This is a genomic window from Streptomyces roseoverticillatus, assembly GCF_000719265.1.
GTDB classification, from domain to species: domain Bacteria; phylum Actinomycetota; class Actinomycetes; order Streptomycetales; family Streptomycetaceae; genus Streptomyces; species Streptomyces roseoverticillatus.
The window spans coordinates 1-17,206 of record NZ_JOFL01000020.1 but is presented as its reverse complement, the minus strand read 5'-3'; the positions used below and the strand labels follow the sequence as shown (position 1 = coordinate 17,206).

General features: G+C 73.1%; 11 protein-coding genes and 1 pseudogene. 8 read left to right on the top strand and 4 right to left on the bottom strand.

Features of this window, described 5'->3' with window-relative positions; translation table 11 throughout:
* Nucleotides 1-3 precede the first annotated feature (3 nt).
* The 3 genes from lanKC (IF61_RS0123850) to IF61_RS0123830 all read right to left on the bottom strand — a co-directional run bounded on the left by lanKC (IF61_RS0123850) (nucleotide 4) and on the right by IF61_RS0123830 (nucleotide 6,737).
* Nucleotides 4-2,559 (bottom strand): class III lanthionine synthetase LanKC, encoded by a 2,556-nt coding sequence (gene lanKC / locus IF61_RS0123850; protein ID WP_052392965.1) that lies wholly within the window; start codon nucleotides 2,557-2,559, stop codon nucleotides 4-6.
* 377 nt (nucleotides 2,560-2,936) lie between these two features.
* Complete coding sequence (lanKC, locus tag IF61_RS0123835) at nucleotides 2,937-5,558, bottom strand: class III lanthionine synthetase LanKC (protein WP_052392964.1); 2,622 nt, start codon at nucleotides 5,556-5,558, stop codon at nucleotides 2,937-2,939.
* A 105-nt stretch (nucleotides 5,559-5,663) separates the two neighbouring features.
* Nucleotides 5,664-6,737: a radical SAM protein gene (locus IF61_RS0123830; protein WP_078660435.1), complete on the bottom strand. Its 1,074-nt coding sequence runs from the start codon at nucleotides 6,735-6,737 to the stop codon at nucleotides 5,664-5,666.
* 441 nt (nucleotides 6,738-7,178) lie between these two features.
* Between IF61_RS0123830 and IF61_RS0123825 the strand changes: the two genes are divergently transcribed.
* The 4 genes from IF61_RS0123825 to IF61_RS0123810 all read left to right on the top strand — a co-directional run bounded on the left by IF61_RS0123825 (nucleotide 7,179) and on the right by IF61_RS0123810 (nucleotide 13,123).
* On the top strand, nucleotides 7,179-9,026 hold the full coding sequence (locus tag IF61_RS0123825) for a sensor histidine kinase (protein ID WP_030368557.1): 1,848 nt from the start codon (nucleotides 7,179-7,181) through the stop codon (nucleotides 9,024-9,026).
* On the top strand, nucleotides 9,019-9,699 hold the full coding sequence (locus IF61_RS0123820; RefSeq protein ID WP_245684589.1) for a response regulator: 681 nt from the start codon (nucleotides 9,019-9,021) through the stop codon (nucleotides 9,697-9,699). Before IF61_RS0123825 ends, IF61_RS0123820 begins: the two co-directional genes overlap by 8 nt.
* Before the next feature lie 143 nt (nucleotides 9,700-9,842).
* On the top strand, nucleotides 9,843-10,931 hold the full coding sequence (locus IF61_RS0123815; protein WP_052392962.1) for a M4 family metallopeptidase: 1,089 nt from the start codon (nucleotides 9,843-9,845) through the stop codon (nucleotides 10,929-10,931).
* A 113-nt stretch (nucleotides 10,932-11,044) separates the two neighbouring features.
* On the top strand, nucleotides 11,045-13,123 hold the full coding sequence (locus tag IF61_RS0123810) for a nuclease-related domain-containing DEAD/DEAH box helicase (RefSeq protein ID WP_030368554.1): 2,079 nt from the start codon (nucleotides 11,045-11,047) through the stop codon (nucleotides 13,121-13,123).
* Nucleotides 13,124-13,142: 19 nt separating this feature from the next.
* On the opposite strand, the gene dhaK is transcribed toward IF61_RS0123810, so the two are convergent.
* Nucleotides 13,143-14,135, bottom strand: coding sequence for a dihydroxyacetone kinase subunit DhaK (gene dhaK / locus IF61_RS0123805; protein ID WP_030368553.1), 993 nt, complete (start codon nucleotides 14,133-14,135; stop codon nucleotides 13,143-13,145).
* Nucleotides 14,136-14,557: 422 nt separating this feature from the next.
* Between dhaK and IF61_RS0123800 the strand changes: the two genes are divergently transcribed.
* The 4 genes and pseudogenes from IF61_RS0123800 to IF61_RS33505 form a co-directional block, all read left to right on the top strand.
* Nucleotides 14,558-15,502: a hypothetical protein gene (locus tag IF61_RS0123800; RefSeq protein ID WP_030368552.1), complete on the top strand. Its 945-nt coding sequence runs from the start codon at nucleotides 14,558-14,560 to the stop codon at nucleotides 15,500-15,502.
* A pseudogene (locus IF61_RS35975) lies at nucleotides 15,447-15,638 on the top strand (phage tail sheath family protein); the annotation flags it as partial. The gene IF61_RS0123800 and the pseudogene IF61_RS35975, both read left to right, overlap by 56 nt.
* Before the next feature lie 26 nt (nucleotides 15,639-15,664).
* On the top strand, nucleotides 15,665-16,105 hold the full coding sequence (locus IF61_RS0123790; protein WP_030368551.1) for a phage tail protein: 441 nt from the start codon (nucleotides 15,665-15,667) through the stop codon (nucleotides 16,103-16,105).
* A gap of 36 nt (nucleotides 16,106-16,141) precedes the next feature.
* The coding region (locus IF61_RS33505) for a phage tail sheath family protein (protein ID WP_211264926.1) at nucleotides 16,142-17,206 on the top strand (1,065 nt) is incomplete at its 3' end.

The window sequence follows — 17,206 nt, the reverse complement described above, 5'->3', positions numbered from 1 at the left end:
CGCTCACGGCGAAGCCGGCGGCGAGGACGGTGACAGGAAGGGCAGCGGCGCGTGCGGCATCCCGGCCGGGCCGCCGCGGAGCGCGGTGTGCACCGCCAGCAGCACCCCCGCACCGCCGGTCGCGAGGTCCATGGAGAGCCGCAGCAGCCCGTCCGTCGCGAAGGCCCGCCGGCCCTTGAACCGTACGCAGTGGAGGCCCAGGCCCCGCAGGTGTGCAGCCGGTGCGGGACCTGGGCCGGCCAGGTGGGCGAGGCCGTACAGCAGCCCCGCCTGTCCGTCCAGGAGTCCGGGGGAGAGCAGGAGTTCGGTGCCGAGGCTGTCGCGCATCCGGTCGCGCAGCAGCGCGAAGTGGGCGTCCTCGCGGTGCCGCACGTACGCGTCGAGGGCGAGGGCGATCCCGGCGCTGCCGCGGTCGAGCGTCGACAGCCACCGCTGCCCGTCCTTGACGTGGAGCCGCCCCTCCCCGGGCGCTCCGCACCGGCCGAGGTCCCTGGCCAGCGCGGTCTCCGCGTGCCGCAGCCAGGAGGCCTCGCCCGTCGCCGCGTACAGCCGCGTGAAGAGCAGCGCGGGCCCCGACCAGCCGTGCGTGAGCCCGACGGCGTCCGCCTTGCCGGCGAGCCGCTCCGTACCGGCGAGCGCGTCCGCCAGCCGGCCGGCGAGCCGCTCGGCTGTGGCTGCGTCCCCGAAGTGCAGCCGGGCCAGGCCGATTCCGGCCAGCCCGCCGAACAGCCCGGCGCCGCAGCCCCGCAGGTCGATGCCGTCGAGGCGGGCGAGCGCCTCGCGCGCCTCTTCGGGCCGGCCCAGTTCGTCCAGGACGTACGCGATGCCGGCGAGCCCGTCGTACAGCCCGGGGCGCGGCCAGGGCGTCCGCCCGGCGGCCCGCACCAGCCACTCGACGTGGTCGCCGAACTCCTCGTAGCCCGCGCGCCCGGTGACGTACAGGGCGTGCAGCACGCCGGCCGCGCCGAACGCCAGGGACGCGCCCTGCCCGTCGAATTGCCGCACGTCCCCCGGGAACAGCCGGTCCGGCCGCTCCGGCGTCGCGCTGAGCAGGATCCCCTCGCAGAGGGAGTCCAGCGCGGCCCGTCCGTCGGCCGTGCACTCCTCCGGCCAGCGGGAGCCGTCCGGCGGGTCGTCCGCGGCGGATCCGCCCGCGGGCGGCGCGAGTCCGGCGCGCAGGCGCGCGGCGTAGCCGGGCGGGAGGGGGAACCGCCGCTCCGCCCACCCGGCCAGCTGGACGTGCTTCTCCCGGTCGAAGCGCAGGAGCGGCGTCAGCGGGCAGAACAGCGCGAGGGCCACGGCGGCGAGGGCGTACGTGTCGACCGCGGTACCCGACCGGGCCCACGCGGCGGTGAAGCCCGGCGTCCCCAGGGCGGGCCGGGACTCCCCGTCGCCCTCGGGGAACGCCGTCTCGAAGTCGACCAGGCAGACGCTGCCGTCGGGGCGCACGATGACGTTGCCCGGCTGCAGGTCCCCGAAGACGACGCCCCGCAGGTGCAGTTCGGCCACGGCCTTCTCGATCCGCCCGAGGATCTCGCAGGCCCAGCGCGCGTAGGCGGCGACCTCGTCCTCGCCCGGCCCGTGCCGGAAGAGCGGGTGGCGCCGCCCGACCGCCTCCTGCAGGGGCTCGCCCTCGACCAGCTCCTCGACGAGGAAGTGGTGCTCCCAGTGGCGCGTCCGCGCGTACACCCGGGGCACGCAGCCGAGGCCGGCCAGCCGCTGCAGCACCGCGTGCTCGCGGTCCAGGCGGGCGACGGCGTCCGCGCCGCTGTCGTCCAGGCCGGCGTGCGGCCGGGCCTCGCGGAGCACGACGCGCCGCCCGGAGCTCTTGTCCGTGGCGCGGTACACCCCGCCGCCGTTGGAGAAGTGCAGGGCCTTCTCCACCCGGTAGGGGAAGCCGCCGGGCGTGCCGGCCTTGGCCGCCCGGATGCGGGCGGCGATGAAGGCGGGCACCTCCACCCACGGCGGCACCCGGAAGGAGGTGCCCCGCACATCGGGCACGAGCCCGCCGCCGGGCCCCTCGACCGCCGGCACGTACTCGCCCTCGGGCGAGAAGCAGTACGCCAGGCTGAAGCCGCCGTGCCGCACGTACAGCGGGCCGTCGTCCCAGCGCAGGTCGCTCAGGATGTACGGGCCCTCCACGCCGCGCAGCAGCGCCGACAGATCCGTCAGGGTCCGCTCCAGCTCCCGCTCGTCCGCGGGATAGACGGTGACCAGCTTCCCGCCGGCGGAGCGCGGCCCCTGCTTGCTGTCGACCTGCTTGTGGACGGCGGGGCTGCGCAGGAACTTGAAGCAGATGCCGCGTTCGGTGCAGTGGTCCCAGACGGTGTCGATCACGTGCTCCGCGCGGGCGGGCGTCGCGGAGGCGTGGATCTTCCAGCCCTGCCGCGGCAGGACGGCGTCCGGGCGGTGGAAGCCGACCCAGCCGCCGCGCTCGGACCGCAGCCACCCCGGGGGCGGCGGCCCGTCCGCACGCGCGAAGCGCTCCCCGGCGTCGTCGATGCGGTCGAGCGTGTCCGCGAAGCAGGGATCCGCGGCGAGATGACCCTGAGCGAGCATGCGACCTTCTCCTCCCGGTGGGCCCTGGTTCGTGTGGTGTGCCGGTGCCTTCTCCCGCCTGCCGGCCGCGGGCAGCCCGCGGCCGGCAGTCCTTACGGGCGAGCGCTGCTGTCAGCGGTGCGTCAGGCGGCGCCGCGGGCGCTCTCGTAGCTGTTGGCGCAGGGCCACACGGAAGGGGTCTCCTCCTCCAGCTCCTGCAGCTCCAGGATCTCCGACATGTTCTTCACCTCCTCCCGGCGGGGTTTCCGGCCACGGCCGGGCGTCCGCACGGCCCGTCAGGCCATGCCGAGCGTGCTGTGCGAGCTGTTGGCGCAGGGCCACAGGGCAGGGCTCTCCTCCTCCAGCTCCTGCAGGTCCAGGATCTCCGCCATCTGAAATCACCTCCGCTCTTCGGCTCGTCGGGGCAACGGCCGCGGGTCGAGGTACGGCAGGACGGGACCCCGCCCCGCCGCGGCGTCCCCCTCGAACGCGGAGCCCAGGGCCAGGAGCACGCCCGCCGACCCGGTGGCCAGGTCCGCCGACAGGCGCAGCATCCGGAAGCCCGGGAACGCGAGGTGCCCGCGGTAGGAGTGCGCGTACCAGGCCAGGCGGCGGACCTGGGTGCGGACGGCCGCACCGGGCCGGCCCCCGTGACCGTCCAGTGCGGCCAGCGTGGCGATCGCACCCGCCCGCCCCCGCAGCAGCCCGGCGTTGCGCACGTACAGTGCCCGGCACGTGTCCCGGACGGCGGCGAGCGTCGCCGCCCCGGCGCCCCCGGGCCGGTGCCGCAGCAGGCCTTGCAGCGGGAACGCGAGCCCGCTGCTCCCGCCGTGCAGGTACGGCAGGTGGTGCGTGCCGTCGAACAGGGTGAGGGCGCCGTCCTTCCCGACGGTGCACCGGTCGATGTCGTGCCCCACCGCGCGGTCGGCGAGATCGAGCCAGCGGGCCTCGCCCGTCTCCTCGTACAGGTGCAGGAAGAGCAGGGCGATGCCGGCGGCCCCGTGCAGCAGCCCGCAGGGCGGGGGCACGCCGGGCCGGGCGGTGAGCGGCCCGGTCGTGACGAGCGCGGCGAGTTCGCCGGCGGTGCGCAGCGCGTCCTCGTGGAGCGCGGCGTCCCCGGTGATCCGCGCGAACCGCAGCAGGTTCAGGGCGATGCCCGCCTTGCCGCCGGCGAGGTCCGGGCGGATCACGCGGGCCTCGGCGGGGCGGCAGCGGGCGAGGACGGCGAGGGCCTCGTCCCGGCGGCCGAGCAGGTCGAGGACCAGCGCGACGCCGTGCAGCCCGTCGTACAGGCCCGGCCGCGCATCGGTGTCGCGTGCCGCGGCTGCCACCAGCCACGCGACGTAGGCGTCCGGCACGCCGGCCCCCACGCGGTGCAGGGCGTAGAGGACCCCGGCCGCGCCGTGGCCGAACGCGTGGCCGCCGAGGGAGTCCGGGCCGGCCGGCGTGGCGGGGAAGAGCCGGTCCTCGCGCTCCGGGGTGGCCATGGCGTGGATGCCGGCGACCAGGGAGTCCCGGACGGCGGGCCAGTCGAGGTCCTCCGCGGCGAGCATCGCGGCGTGGTCCTCCTCCCGGGCCGCCCCGTACGCCGCGGGCTTGGGCAGCAGGCCCGCGAGCCGCCTGCCGCCGAAGCCCGCGGGCAGCGGGTACAGCTCCTCGGCGGTCGCGGTGAGGACGCGCAGGGTCGCCGGGCTGCGGTGCGGGACGGGCAGGAGCAGCCACAGGCGCAGGGCGTCGAGCAGGTACGCGGTGGCGTCCGCGCCCCGGAGGCCGGGCGGTGCCGTGAAGCCCTCCTCGCCCAGGGCCGGGGCCCGGTCGTCCTCCAGGTCCGTGGCCGTCGCAAGAGCGGTCAGGGCGACGCGCCCGTCGGGGCGCAGGAGCACGTCGTCCGGGTTGAGCTCGCCGAGGCGCACGCCCCGGGCGTGGAGTTCGCGGAGCGCGCCGGCGATCCGGGCCACGACGGCCAGGGACCGGTCCGCGTACGAGGCGGCCTCCTCGGCCGCCCGCGCCTCGGAGGTCAGCGGGAAGGCGGCGGCCGCGGCTTCGGCCAGGCTGCGGCCCTCGAAGTGCTCCAGGACGAGGAAGTGGTGCCCGGCCCGCACGTGGTGGCCGAGGACGCGCGGCACGCAGTCCAGCCCGGCCAGCCGGCCGAGGACCGCGCGCTCCCGGTCCAGGCGGGTGACGGCGTCGTCGCCGCGTTGGTCGAGGCCGGTGTGGGGGCGGGCCTCGCGCAGGACGACGCGGGTGCCGGTGGCGCGGTCCTCGGCCAGGTAGGTGCCGCCGCCGGTGGTGGCCTTCAGCGCCCGCCGCACGCGGCAGGGGAGCGGCTCGTCCGGAACGGCGTGCAGCGCCTCCAGGTCCGGGCGCAGGAACTCCGGCAGGGCGACCCAGTCCGGGCAGCGGAAGACCGGGCGGCGGTTCTCGGGGACGAGCGTGCCGTCGGGGCGCTCCAGCGCGGGCACCAGGCGCGGCTCGTCCCCGGCCCCGTACGCGGCGGGCCGCTCGGGACACCGCAGCGCGCCGGAGGAGCCGTACCGCACGTACAGCGGCCCGGCCCGGTGGCGCAGACCGCCCGGGACGTACGGGCCCGGGAGCCCGTCCAGCAGCGCGCCGAGTTCGTTGAGCGTCTGCGCGAGCTGCGTCTCGCCGGCGGGGTGGAGCGTCATCAGGTCGCCGCACGTGAGCCGGTCGGCGTGCTCGCCGGCCAGCGCACGGGCCGCGTCGAGGCTGCGGACGACGTCGAAGGGGACGCCCCGCGGGACGCAGAAGCCCCGGACGATCTCCGCGGCGCGTGCCACGTACGGGAGTGCCACGGAGACGTGGATCCGCCAGCCCTGCGCGGGCACGCGCACCGTTCGCGGCCGCAGCGCGACCCACCAGCCGCGGTCCGTACGGTCCCAGCCCGCCGGCGGTTCGCCGAGGGCCGCGGAAAGCCTTCCGGCCGTGTCGGCGAGCCGCTCGGGGAATTCGAAGAAGTCCGGGTCGGCCCGGTAGAAACGGTCGTAGTCCTTGAGCGTCATCAAGACGGGCCCCTCCTTTCGGGACTTCGAGGCTTCGGGACTTCGGGATGTCGGGGCTTCGGAAGTCTTAGGTCTCTCCGGGGTCTGCGGAATGCGGCCCGGAATTCAGCCGGCCACGGAATCGGTCGCTTCGGCGAATTCCGGGGGATTCGTACGGACCGAGCGCCGGCCGATCCTCAGCAGGTCTTCCGGGGAGGCGAAGCGGAGGTCCATGCGCCGGACCGCCTCCGCCCAGGTCCGCATGGAGCGCACCGAGGACAGGGTCTCCACGACGAACGGGTCGCGGAGCCGTTCCAGGGTGCGCTCCCACAGCAGCGCCGCGGGCTCCTCCAGCAGGCTGCCGACCGTTCCCTCGTAGACGGGGATCCCGCGCACCCTGCCGTCCGGCTCCACCTGCATCACCAGGGTGTCGGCGCGGCGCGCCACCCGCTCGGGGTGCATGACGAGGTTGAAGTTGTCCGTGGTGAAGACGGAGACGGACGGGGGAGCGAGCTCGCGCAGCCGGGCCCGCAGCCCGTCGCTGGTCAGTTGCTCCACCTGGGCGTCGCCGAGGAGTTCGCGGCGGCAGAATTCCGGGCGGCTGGCGAGCCCTTCGGGAACGGCGGAATTGAAGGCGAGGGTGTTCAGATGAGGAAAGCGGTGCGCGATGCCGGCGGCGAAGTCCTCCAGCTGCCCGAAATTACTGCGGATCACCACGCAGTCGATGCCGAAGCGCAGCCGCCCCCGGCCGGCGGCCGCGCGCTCCCCGGCCACCTCGTCCAGCAGGGCCAGCGCGGCCATCACCCGGCGGAAGGAGCCGGCCCGGCCCCGGATGCGGTCGTGCACCTCGGGCGTCGCGCCGTCGAGGCTGACGATCACCTCGTCGAAGTGGCCCGCGAGCCGTTCGGCGAGGGGCCGGTTCATCACCCAGCCGCTGGTGTTGACGGACGTCCTCACGCCGGCGTCACGGAGCCGCGCCGCGACCTCGAAGAGTCCCCGGACGACGAGCGGTTCGCCGCCGGACAGGGCGACGACCCGCGGTCCCAGGGAGATCAGGGCGTCGGCCACGCGGAGCAGGTCCGGCGGGCCGAGCTGCCGGGACGGGCGCCGCCCCGACTCCGAGTAGCAGTGCGAGCAGCGCAGGGGACAGGCGTAGGTGGTGTCCCAGACGATCACTTCTGGACCGGAGGAAGGACTCATGGCAGCCACCGTCCCGTTCTCGGAGATCCCGCGGAGGAACCCGCCGATTCCCGGACGGGCCCGTTCGAATTCCCTGATGCGATGTCACGAGTCTGCTGCCCGGCGGCTTTCCGGGGCACCCGGCCGCCCCCCAATCCGCATGGAGGTTCTCCGCCATGCACGACGGTGGATTTCCTCTCTGGACGTCTCCGGCGGCGGCCCGGGACAATGTCCCCTATGGCAGCGGCCAGAAACCGGGGGATGCACATCGTCGCGGTGTGCGGCGGAGTGTGCATGCTCTGGGCGACACTCATCGGCACCACCCAGTTGCAGAACAGGTATACGCTGCCGTGGATCCTGGGTTCCGTTCTCCCGTGCTATTTCGCGGGTTTGTTCACATGGTGGCACGCGCCGACAAGTCCGGTCGCAAAACGACTTCTGCTGATCGGCACCTGGCTCTCGGTGTCCATTGCGATCCGCTACAGCACCACTTTGCTGATCCGGGCCTTCGACTGGAACCTCCGCCCCACGCCCCACGCCCTGCAGCTGCCCGCGGAGTACGGCCTCCAGGTCCTCAGCCAGATCTGCGACCTGACGGTCGGCATCCTGGTCGTCCGGCTGCTCGCCCTGCTGCCCGACGGCAGGTACGCCTTCCCGTGGGAGCGCCGCGTCCTCGGCGCCCTCTGGGGCCTGCTGGCCCTGCCCGCCCTGCTGCCGCTGACCGGGATGACCCAGCTCACCGTCCACTACGTTGTCTTCTACTACCCCGAGGCGTGGCTGCCCGGTCTCGGCGCCGTCCTCCTCGTGCTGCGCTGCCTGCGCGCCCCCGCGGCCGGCCGCCGCGACATCGCCGCCCTCCTGCCCTTCGCCGTCCCCGGCGCGCTCCTCCTCCTGGCCCGGGCCGCCTCCCGGCTCTTCCGCACCTGGCAGGGCGAGCAGGGCGTGCTCTACTTCGCCGGCGCCGTCCTGGGTGCCCTGCCCTACGTGGTGATCTCCCTGGCCATCGTCTACGCCGCCTTCCGTCACCGGCTCCTCGGCGTCGACCTCGTCATCCGCCGCTCGGCCGTCTACGGCTCCCTGTGGCTCATCATCAACAGCTGGTACCTCGGGATGGCGCTGACGCTCGGGCTCACCGCCGGGCAGTACCTCCCGGTGGGCCTGTCCCTGCTCGTCGCCGTCGTCGCCACGGCCCTCTTCCAGCCACTGCGCGCCCGGCTCAACGCCCTCGCCGAGCGCCGCGTCTTCGGCAAGCGCCTCAGCCGGTTCGAGCTCCTCGTCCAGTTCGGCACCACCCTGGAGCACGCCTACGACCTCGACCGGCTCGCGCCCCGGCTCGCGACCGGCCTGCACGAGGGCCTGAACCTGCAGTGGGTACGCGTCCGGCTCGGCGGCGACGGCCTGCCCGTCTCCCTGGGGGAGGCCGGGGCACGGCCCCCCGGCGCCGGCGGGCGGCCCGGCCCGCCCCTCGGGGAATTCCCCCTCCTCTACGGCGAGGACGTGCTGGGCATCATCGAGTACGGCCCGAAGGCCGAGGGCCGCTGCACCCCCGAGGACCACGACATCGGCGAGACCCTGGCCCGCTCGGCCGCCCTCGCCGTGCACAATGTCCGTCTCGCCGCCGAGCTCTGCGCCCGCGTCGAGGAGGTCCAGCGCCAGGCGGCCGAGCTCGACGCCTCCCGCGCCCGCATCGTCCACGCCCAGGACACCGAGCGCCGCCGCATCGAACGCCGCCTCCACGACGGCATCCAGCAGGAGCTCGTCGCCCTCGTCGCCAAACTGGCCCTCGCCCGCAGCTGCCTGCGCCGCGGCGGCGACATCGACGCCGCCCTGACCGAGATGCAGGACGACGCCTACCGCGTCATCGACGAGCTGCGCGAGCTCGCCCACGGCATCCACCCGCCGATCCTCACCGACCAGGGCCTCGTGGCCGCCGTGACCTCCTGCGCCCGCCGCATGCCCATCCCCGTCACCGTCCACAGCGAGGAGACCCTCGGCGGGGTGCGGTTCGCCCTCGACGTCGAAGAGTCCGCCTTCTACCTGGTCTCCGAGGCCCTCACCAACGTGCTCAAGCACGCCGCGGCCACGCACGTCACCATCCGCATGGCCCGCGGCGGCGGCCGGCTCCTGGTGGAGGTCCGCGACGACGGCGCCGGATTCCCCACCGAGACCACCCGCGGCTCCGGCCTCACCGGCATGCGCGACCGCATCGAGGCGGTGGGCGGCGAGCTCGCCATCGTCAGCGGCCCCGGCACCGGCACCGTCATCCGCGCCCGGCTCCTGGAGCGAGTGAGGGAGGAGACCCGTGCCTGACCCCCTGCGCGTCGTCATCGCCGAGGACCACTACCTGGTCCGCGAGGGCACCCGCCGGCTGCTGGAGGACACCGGCCAGGCCGACGTCGTCGCGGCGGTCGGGACGGCCGGCGAGCTCCTCGACGCCGTCGGCCGGCTCCGCCCCGACGTCGTCATCGCCGACATCCGCATGCCGCCCGGCCACCACACCGAGGGCATCGCGGCCGCCCACGCCATCCGCGCCGGCCACCCCGGCATCGGCGTCGTCGTGCTCTCGCAGCACGCCAACGAGAACTACGCCTTCGACCTCTTCCGGCGCGGCACCGACGGCCTCGCCTACCTCCTCAAGGAGCGCATCGGCGAGGTCGACGAACTGCTGCGCGCCCTGCGCGAGGTGGCCGCCGGCCGCTCCGTCGTCGACCCGCGCATCGTGGAGGTGCTGATGGGCAGCCACGCCCGCGCCGCCGACGCCCCGCTGTCCCGGCTCACCCGCAGGGAGCTCGACGTCCTGCGGCACATGGCGGAGGGCAAGACCAACCGCGCGATCGCGGAGTCGCTGCGGCTGTCCGAGTCGACCATCGAGAAGCACGTCAACTCCACCTTCGCCAAGCTCGGGCTCGCCGAGATACCGCAACTGCACCGGCGGGTGAGCGCCGTGCTGGCGTACCTGCGGCACGCGCCGGACGGGACCTGACGGGACCTGACGGGACCTGACGGGCAGGTTGTCGGGATCCTGACAAGCGGGCCATTCCGGTGGCACCCTCGTTCCTGCCCCACGGTTCCGCGTCCGTACGGCAAGGACTGCCCGCCGCCGCAGCCGAAGAAGGTGCCGCCGCCATGCCTCGCACACCCCGGAAGCCGTTCGCCCTCGCCGTGTCCGCCGCCGTCCTCGTCCTCGCCGGGCTGCAGGCCGGCCCCGCGCACGCCCGCCCCGCCGGCGAGCCCGCCACCGGCAAGGGCTGCGGCGGCAGCACCGTCGGCGAGGTCACCCTCGACACCACGCACAACACCACCACCGGCCGGTACGAGCTCGACGACGCCGAGCGCGGCCATCACCGGACGTACGACGCGAACGGCTCGACCACCGGCAACGGCAGCCTCTTCACCGACGCCGACAACGACTGGTGCGACGGCGGCAGACAGACCGACGGCGTCGCGGCCCACTACATCGCCGCCGTCGTCCGGGACTACTACCTGAACACCCACGGCCGCAAGGGCATCTACGGCGACGGCCGCGGGTCCTGCAGCCGCGTCCACTACGGCAACCACTACGCCAACGCCTTCTGGGACGCCGTCAGCGGCTGCATGACGTACGGCGACGGAGCGGGCGGCGGGCGGCCGGTCGTCACCATCGAGACCGGCGCGCACGAGATGACCCACGGCGTCACCTCGGCCACCGCGGGCCTGGAGTACAGCGGCGAGGCGGGCGGCCTCAACGAGGCGACCAGCACGATCTTCGCCGCGGCCGCCGAGTTCTCCGCCCGCAACCCGCTCGACCCCGGCGACTATCTCACCGGCGAGCGGACCGACATCAACGGCACCACCGCCCGCGGCTGGATGGACAAGCCCTCCAAGGACGGCGCCTCCAAGGACTACTGGTACCCGGGCATCGGCAACGTCGACGTCCACTACTCCAGCGGCCCCGCAAACCACTTCTTCTACCTGCTCGCCGAGGGCAGCGGCGCCAAGGACATCAACGGCGTCCGCTACGACAGCCCCACCTACGACGGCACGCCCGTCAAGGGCATCGGCCTGTCCGCCGCCGAGAAGATCTGGTACCGCGCCCTGACGGTCCACATGACCGCGCGCACGAACTACGCGGCGGCGCGCGCAGCGACCCTGCGCGCGGCGGGGGACCTGTACGGGGCCGGCAGCGGCCAGTACGCGGCGGTCGCGGCCGCGTGGGCGGCTGTCAACGTCAAGTAAAGGGTGAGGGTTGAGGAAGAAAGACGGGGGAGACGGGCCGTCCCGACCCCTCGCCATCCCTTTGAGTTATATGATCATCACTCTACGTCCGGGGGTGGCGGAGGGGGGCGCGCATGGGCGCGGGGGGATCGGCGTGGAAGCGGGCGCAGGAGGCCCGGCAGTACGAGCGTGAACTGCGCGAACAGCTCAGGGCGGCCCAGTGGGAAGTCCGCAACTGGGAAGCCGCGAGCGAAGGCGAACGCCAGGTCGCCGCAAAGCTCCAGGTGCTCACCCGGCGCGGCTGGCGGCTGCTCCTCGACCGCCGCTGGCCCGGCACCCGCGCGGCCAACGTCGACATGCTGCTCGTCGGCCCCGGCGGCGTCTTCGTCATCGACGTCAAGAACTGGCGGCACGCCCCCGGGACGGCCGGCGGTCACCTCACGGCCGGCGGGCGCACCCACGACGGCGAGATCGGCAAACTGCTCCGGATGACGCGCACCGCCGAGAACGCCGTCACCGCCCTGAACCTGTCACCCGTGGCCGTCCAGCCGCTGATGGTCTTCGCCGGCCGGTCCGTGAACGCCGCGCTCGGCACCGTACGGCTGCTGGGGGAGCGCGAGGTGACCCCGGCCCTCGTCGCCGAGCGGACCCGCCTCCGCCCGGCCGACGTGCGGGCCGTCGCCGACCACCTGGAACGCGCCTTCCCCGCCTACGAGAGCACCGCCGCGCCCGCCCGGCCCGCACCCGCACAGCCCCCGGCCCCGGCCGCGCCCGACGACGCGCTCTTCGACGCCGAGGGCATCCGGAACGCGGCCCTGGAAGCCGCCCGCAGCGCCCCGATCGAGCAGTGGATGACGTTCCTCCACCCCGGCCAGCTCGCCCTCGTCCGCCGCAACTGGTCCGGCCCGGCCCGCGTCAGCGGCCCCGCGGGCACCGGCAAGACGGTCGTGGCCCTGCACCGCGCCGCCCACCTCGCCCAGCGCACCTCGGGGCGGATCCTCTACGTCACCTTCGCCAACAACCTGCCCCGCGTGCAGGGCACGTTCCTGAAGACCATGGCCCCGGCCGTCGCCGACCGGGTCGAGTTCAGCAGCCTGCACGCGTGGGCCGGGCAGTTCCTCCGCGGCCGGGGCATCGCGAGCCGGCTCGACGGCGGCAAAGCGGAGGACGCCTTCAGCCGGGCCTGGACCCACCACGGCCGCGACACGGTGCTCGCCGCCCTCGACCCGGCCCCCGGCTACTGGCGCGAGGAGATCGACTACGTCGTCAAGGGCCGGGGCATCACGGACTTCGAGGAGTACGCGACGCTGCGCCGCGTGCGCCGCCGCACCCACCTGCGCCGCCCGCACCGGCAAGCGGTGTGGGCGCTGTACGAGGAGTATGAGCGCAACCTCGCCGCGAAGGGCGTGCACGACTTCAACGACATCCTCGCCCTCGCGCTCGACGAGGCCCTCGCCCACCCCGGCAGCAGCCCGTACACCTCGGTCGTCGTCGACGAGGTGCAGGACCTCACCCTCGTCGGCGTCCGCCTGCTGCACGCCCTCGTCGGCGACGCGGACAACGGCCTGCTGCTCGTCGGGGACGGCCAGCAGACCGTCTACCCGGGCGGCTTCCGGCTCTCCGACGCGGGCGTCGACGTGCGCGGCGACCGCGGGCAGGTGCTGCGCACGAACTACCGCAACGCCAAGGCCGTCCTGGAGGCCGCCCTCGCCGTGGTCGCCCAGGACTCCTTCGACGACATCGACGGCACCCCCACGGCAGGGCGCCGCGACGTCGACCTCACCTGCGGCGACGGCCGCGTCACCAAGGTCGCCGCGGCGACCCTCGCCGAGCACGACGCGGCCCTCCTCGCCGCCCTGCACGCCCTGGGCCCCGGCGCGTGGCCCGACACGGCGGTGCTTTGCCGCACCGGCACGGAGCGGGAACGCTACCGGAGACTGCTCACCCGTGCCGGCATACCCGCGATCACCCTGGAGCAGTACGACGGCCGCCCGGTGCCCGGCGTGAAGCTCGGCAGCTACCACCGGGCCAAGGGGCTGGAGTTCAAGCACGTACACCTGCCCGACCACGACGCCCCGGCCGCGGCCGGACAGGGCGACGGCACCGACGACGGCGTCGCCCGCGAGCGCCGCGAACTCCACCGCAGTCAGCTCTTCGTCGCCATGACCCGGGCGCGCGACACGCTGTGGCTGGGGACGGTGAGCCGCCCGTAAGGGGGCTGGCCCGAGGCGGTCAACGGCCCCAGCGCAGGCCCGGCGTCTGCACCGGAGCGTCCCACAGCCGCAGGATCTCCTCGTCCGCCCCGCACAGGGTCACCGAGGCGCCCGCCATGTCGAGGGAGGTCACGTAATTGCCCACGAGCGTCCGCGCGACCGGCACGCCCCGCTCGCGCAGCACCCGGTGCACCTCGGCCGTGAACCCGTACAGCTCCAGCAACGGCGTCCCGCCCGCGCCGTTGACCAGCAGCAGCACCGGCCCGCCCGGCCGCAGGTCCGCCAGGACCGCGTCCACGGCGAAGTCCGCGATCTCGCCGGACGTCATCATCGCCCGCCGCTCCCGGCCCGGCTCCCCGTGGATGCCCACGCCCAGCTCCAGCTCCCCGGCGGGCAGGTCGAACGTCGGGCTGCCCTTGGCGGGCGTGGTGCACGCGGCGAGCGCCACGCCGAAGCTCCGCGACGCCTCGTTCACCCGGCGCGCGAGCGCCTCCACCCGCTCCAGCGGCGCCCCCTCCTCGGCCGCCGCACCCGCGATCTTCTCCACGAACAGCGTGGCACCGGTGCCGCGCCGGCCCGCCGTGAAGGTGCTGTCGGTCACCGCGACGTCGTCGTTGACCAGCACGCTGGCCACCTGGACGCCCTCGTCCTCGGCGAGCTCCGCGGCCATGTTGAAGTTGAGGACGTCACCCGTGTAGTTCTTCACGACGAACAGCACGCCCTTGCCGCTGTCCACGGCGGCCGCGGCTCGCACCATCTGATCCGGCACGGGAGAGGTGAACACCTCGCCGGGACACGCGGCGTCGAGCATCCCGTACCCCACGAACCCCCCGTGCAACGGCTCGTGCCCCGACCCGCCCCCGGACACGAGCCCCACCTTCCCGGCCACCGGCGCGTCCCGCCGCACGACGACGCGGTGCTCCACATCGACATTGAGCTCCGGATGCGCCGCGGCCATCCCGCGCAGGGCATCGGGGACGACGGACTCGGGAACGTTGATCAACATTTTCATGCGGGTCTCCTCGGAAGTTGCGAGAACGGGGCCGATGACTGCGGTTTTCGCAGGTCGTCGGTGGTGGACAAGCAATCGGTCTTGGCGGTCTCCAGCGGCCTCGGACGGACTCCGGCGGTACTGATACTGATCAAATGCTGACTGTACTGACGAGGCATAAGTTTCTGTCGGCTCTCGGGTCCGGGAACGATATCGAGGCAGGTGGCGGCCGGAAGCGGAGGTCTTCCTCGGCGGGGTGCGAGGGTGATTCCGCTACGTCATCTGTCGTAGCTTCCTCCGTTTGCATGCGCGTACCCCGCGGGAGTGGTTGGCTGAAGGGTCGCATTCCCGATGAGAGGGGCAAACCGGGCATGGTTTCAGGTCCGTTGGCACCCGGAGTGTTCATCAAGGAGCGTTCAAGCGGAGTTCGGACCATCGTCGGGGTGGGGACGTCCACCCCCGCATTCCTCGGCTACACCGTGCGCGGCCCACAGACGCCCACGCCGCCGGTACGGATCAACAGCTGGTCCGAGTTCGTGGACACGTTCCACTTCCGCTCCCCGATGGGGGCGGAGGAGTTGGGGCGGGAGCTGGACAGGCTGTCCGGGGCCGTCGCCGAGGGCACTGCGGAGCTCGAGCGCCTGGAAGCGGACCTCGAGGAGAAGGCCACCACGGGTGATACCCCCGTCCTCACCCAGGAAGAAATCACCGTCCTCGCCCGGGTACAGGCCGCCGACTGGGCCGGCGATGCCGTCAGCGGGGAGGAGAGGCAAGCGGCCGAAGCCGCGGCGGAGAAGGTCACGGAAGCAGAAGAGCTTGCCGGGCCGTACGGGCTCTGGATCGCGGCCGGGAACGAACTGGCGAGCCTCAAGCGGCGTGAGGGCGAGCTGACTGTCCTCGCCGGATACTTCGAGCAGTCCGGAAAGATCCAGCTGCCCGAAGCGGTCTACGGTTTCTTCGCCAACGGAGGAACATCCTGCTACGTCCTCCGGCTCGACCCCGACAAGCCCCTCGCAGGCGAAGTCGACGGCAACGCCGACCAACGCACCGGCCTGGCCGGACTCAAGACGGTACCGGACGTGACCATGGTCGCCGTCCCGGACGTATGGCGCGAGGACATGACGCCGGAGACCGCCGCCGCCATCATGGGCAAGGTGGTCGGCCACTGCGTGACCATGCGCAACCGGCTCGCCCTCCTCGAACCACCGCCCGGCACCGCACCAGCCGGTGTGCCGCAATTCCTCGAGAAACTGGCGGGCCCGGACGGAGACGACGCGGCGTTCACAGCGCTGTACTACCCCTGGGTCAACGTGCCCGGCGTGGACGGCATCCCGCGCGGGTGCGCTGCTCGGTCGTACGCCCGACGAGGCTTTCTATGTGATCTGTGACCGTACGAACAACACCTCGTCGACGATCGACGCCGGTCAGGTGATCTGCGACATCGGTGTCGCGCCGGTGCGTCCCGCCGAGTTCGTCCACTTCACCATCACCCAGATCGCCGGCCAGCCCGGCGCCGACAGCTGACGCCCGGAATCCAGGAGGCAACGCACGTGTTGACCGGTGACACCTTCAGCAGCAGCACCTTCGCCATCGAACTGGGCAAGTTCCAGGTCGAGACGGTCCAGGACGTGTCCGGACTGACCCTGGAACAGGACGTCGTCGAAGTCCGGCAGGTGTCCGCGACAGGCGAGTTGATCGTGCGCAAACAGCCGGGTGCGCGCAAGACCGGTGAGATCACGATCACCCGGGGCATGGACAAGAGCACCGCGTTCACCGACTGGATCAAGGCCACCTTGGTCAACGCCGACCTCGACAGCGCCCGGCAGAACATCACCATCGCCCTGAAGGACGCACAGAAGCAGACCGTCCGCCGCATCCACCTCTCCAACGCCTGGGCATCCCGCTGGGAAGGCCCCCAGCTCGGTGCGGCCAACTCCGGGCACGCGACGGAACAAGTGACGATCACCTACGAGGACATCACCGTCGAATAGCCCGGATCCGAAACAGCCGAGAGGGGATCGACAGCGATGACGACGAAGCCTCCGGGTGTCTACGTCACGGAGAAGTCCAGCGGCGTACGCATGATCGTCGGAGTGGGCACCTCCACCCCGGCCTTCCTCGGATACACCACCACACCGACCGACACGCCCACTGAGACGGGGACCCCTCCGTTCACACCGGACGAACGCAAGATCCCCCAGCCGATCCGCGGCTGGCAGGAGTTCGCCGACCGCTACAGCATTGCAGCGCTGGGGAAGGAGCTGGCGGCTCTCCTGAAGAAGGAAACGCAGGCGGCCGGGGACCTCAAGAGGATCCAGGTACTCCAGCGATGCTTCATCCTCGCGGAGGCGGTCTACGGGTTCTTCGCCAATGGCGGCACGTCCTGTTATGTCGTCGGTTTCCTGAATCCGGACGCGCCCGTGGCGGAGTCCGGCCTCGGCGGAGACGCGGAGGCCCGCACGGGACTCGGCGGCCTGGAGACGGTGCCGGAAGTGACCATGGTCGCCGTGCCCAGTCTCTGGGACATGACCGTCGCGGCCACCGACACCAAGGAGCCGCCGGACCCGAATCTGCCGAACGGAAAGTCGCTCATCGGCAAGGTCGTCGCCCACTGCACCGCCCAGCGCAACCGTCTGGCGGTGGTCGACGCGCCGCCCAAGCTGCTCGTGGAGCCACTCAAGGCGTTCGTCGGCGACTCGTCGGACTCGGACGACGCCGCGTTCACGGCCCTGTACTACCCCTGGGTGAAGGTGCCCGGTGTGGACGGTGTTCCGCGCACGGTGCCGCCGTCCGGCCATCTGGCCGGTGTGTGGGCCCGTACGGATGCCGAGCGCGGCGTCTTCAAGGCCCCGGCCAACCAGAACCTGCGTGGCGTGCTCGACCTCCCCGTCCTGCTGAGCGACGACCAGAACGGCGAACTGAACGACAGGGGCGTCAACTGCCTGCGGGTCTTCCCCGGCCGGGGTCTGCTGGTGTGGGGTGCTCGTACGCGGTCCAGTAGTCGTGACTGGCGTTATCTCAATGTGCGTCGTCTGGTGTCGTTCCTGTCGGATTCCATCCGTCAGTCCTCGACCTGGGCTGTCTTCGAGCCC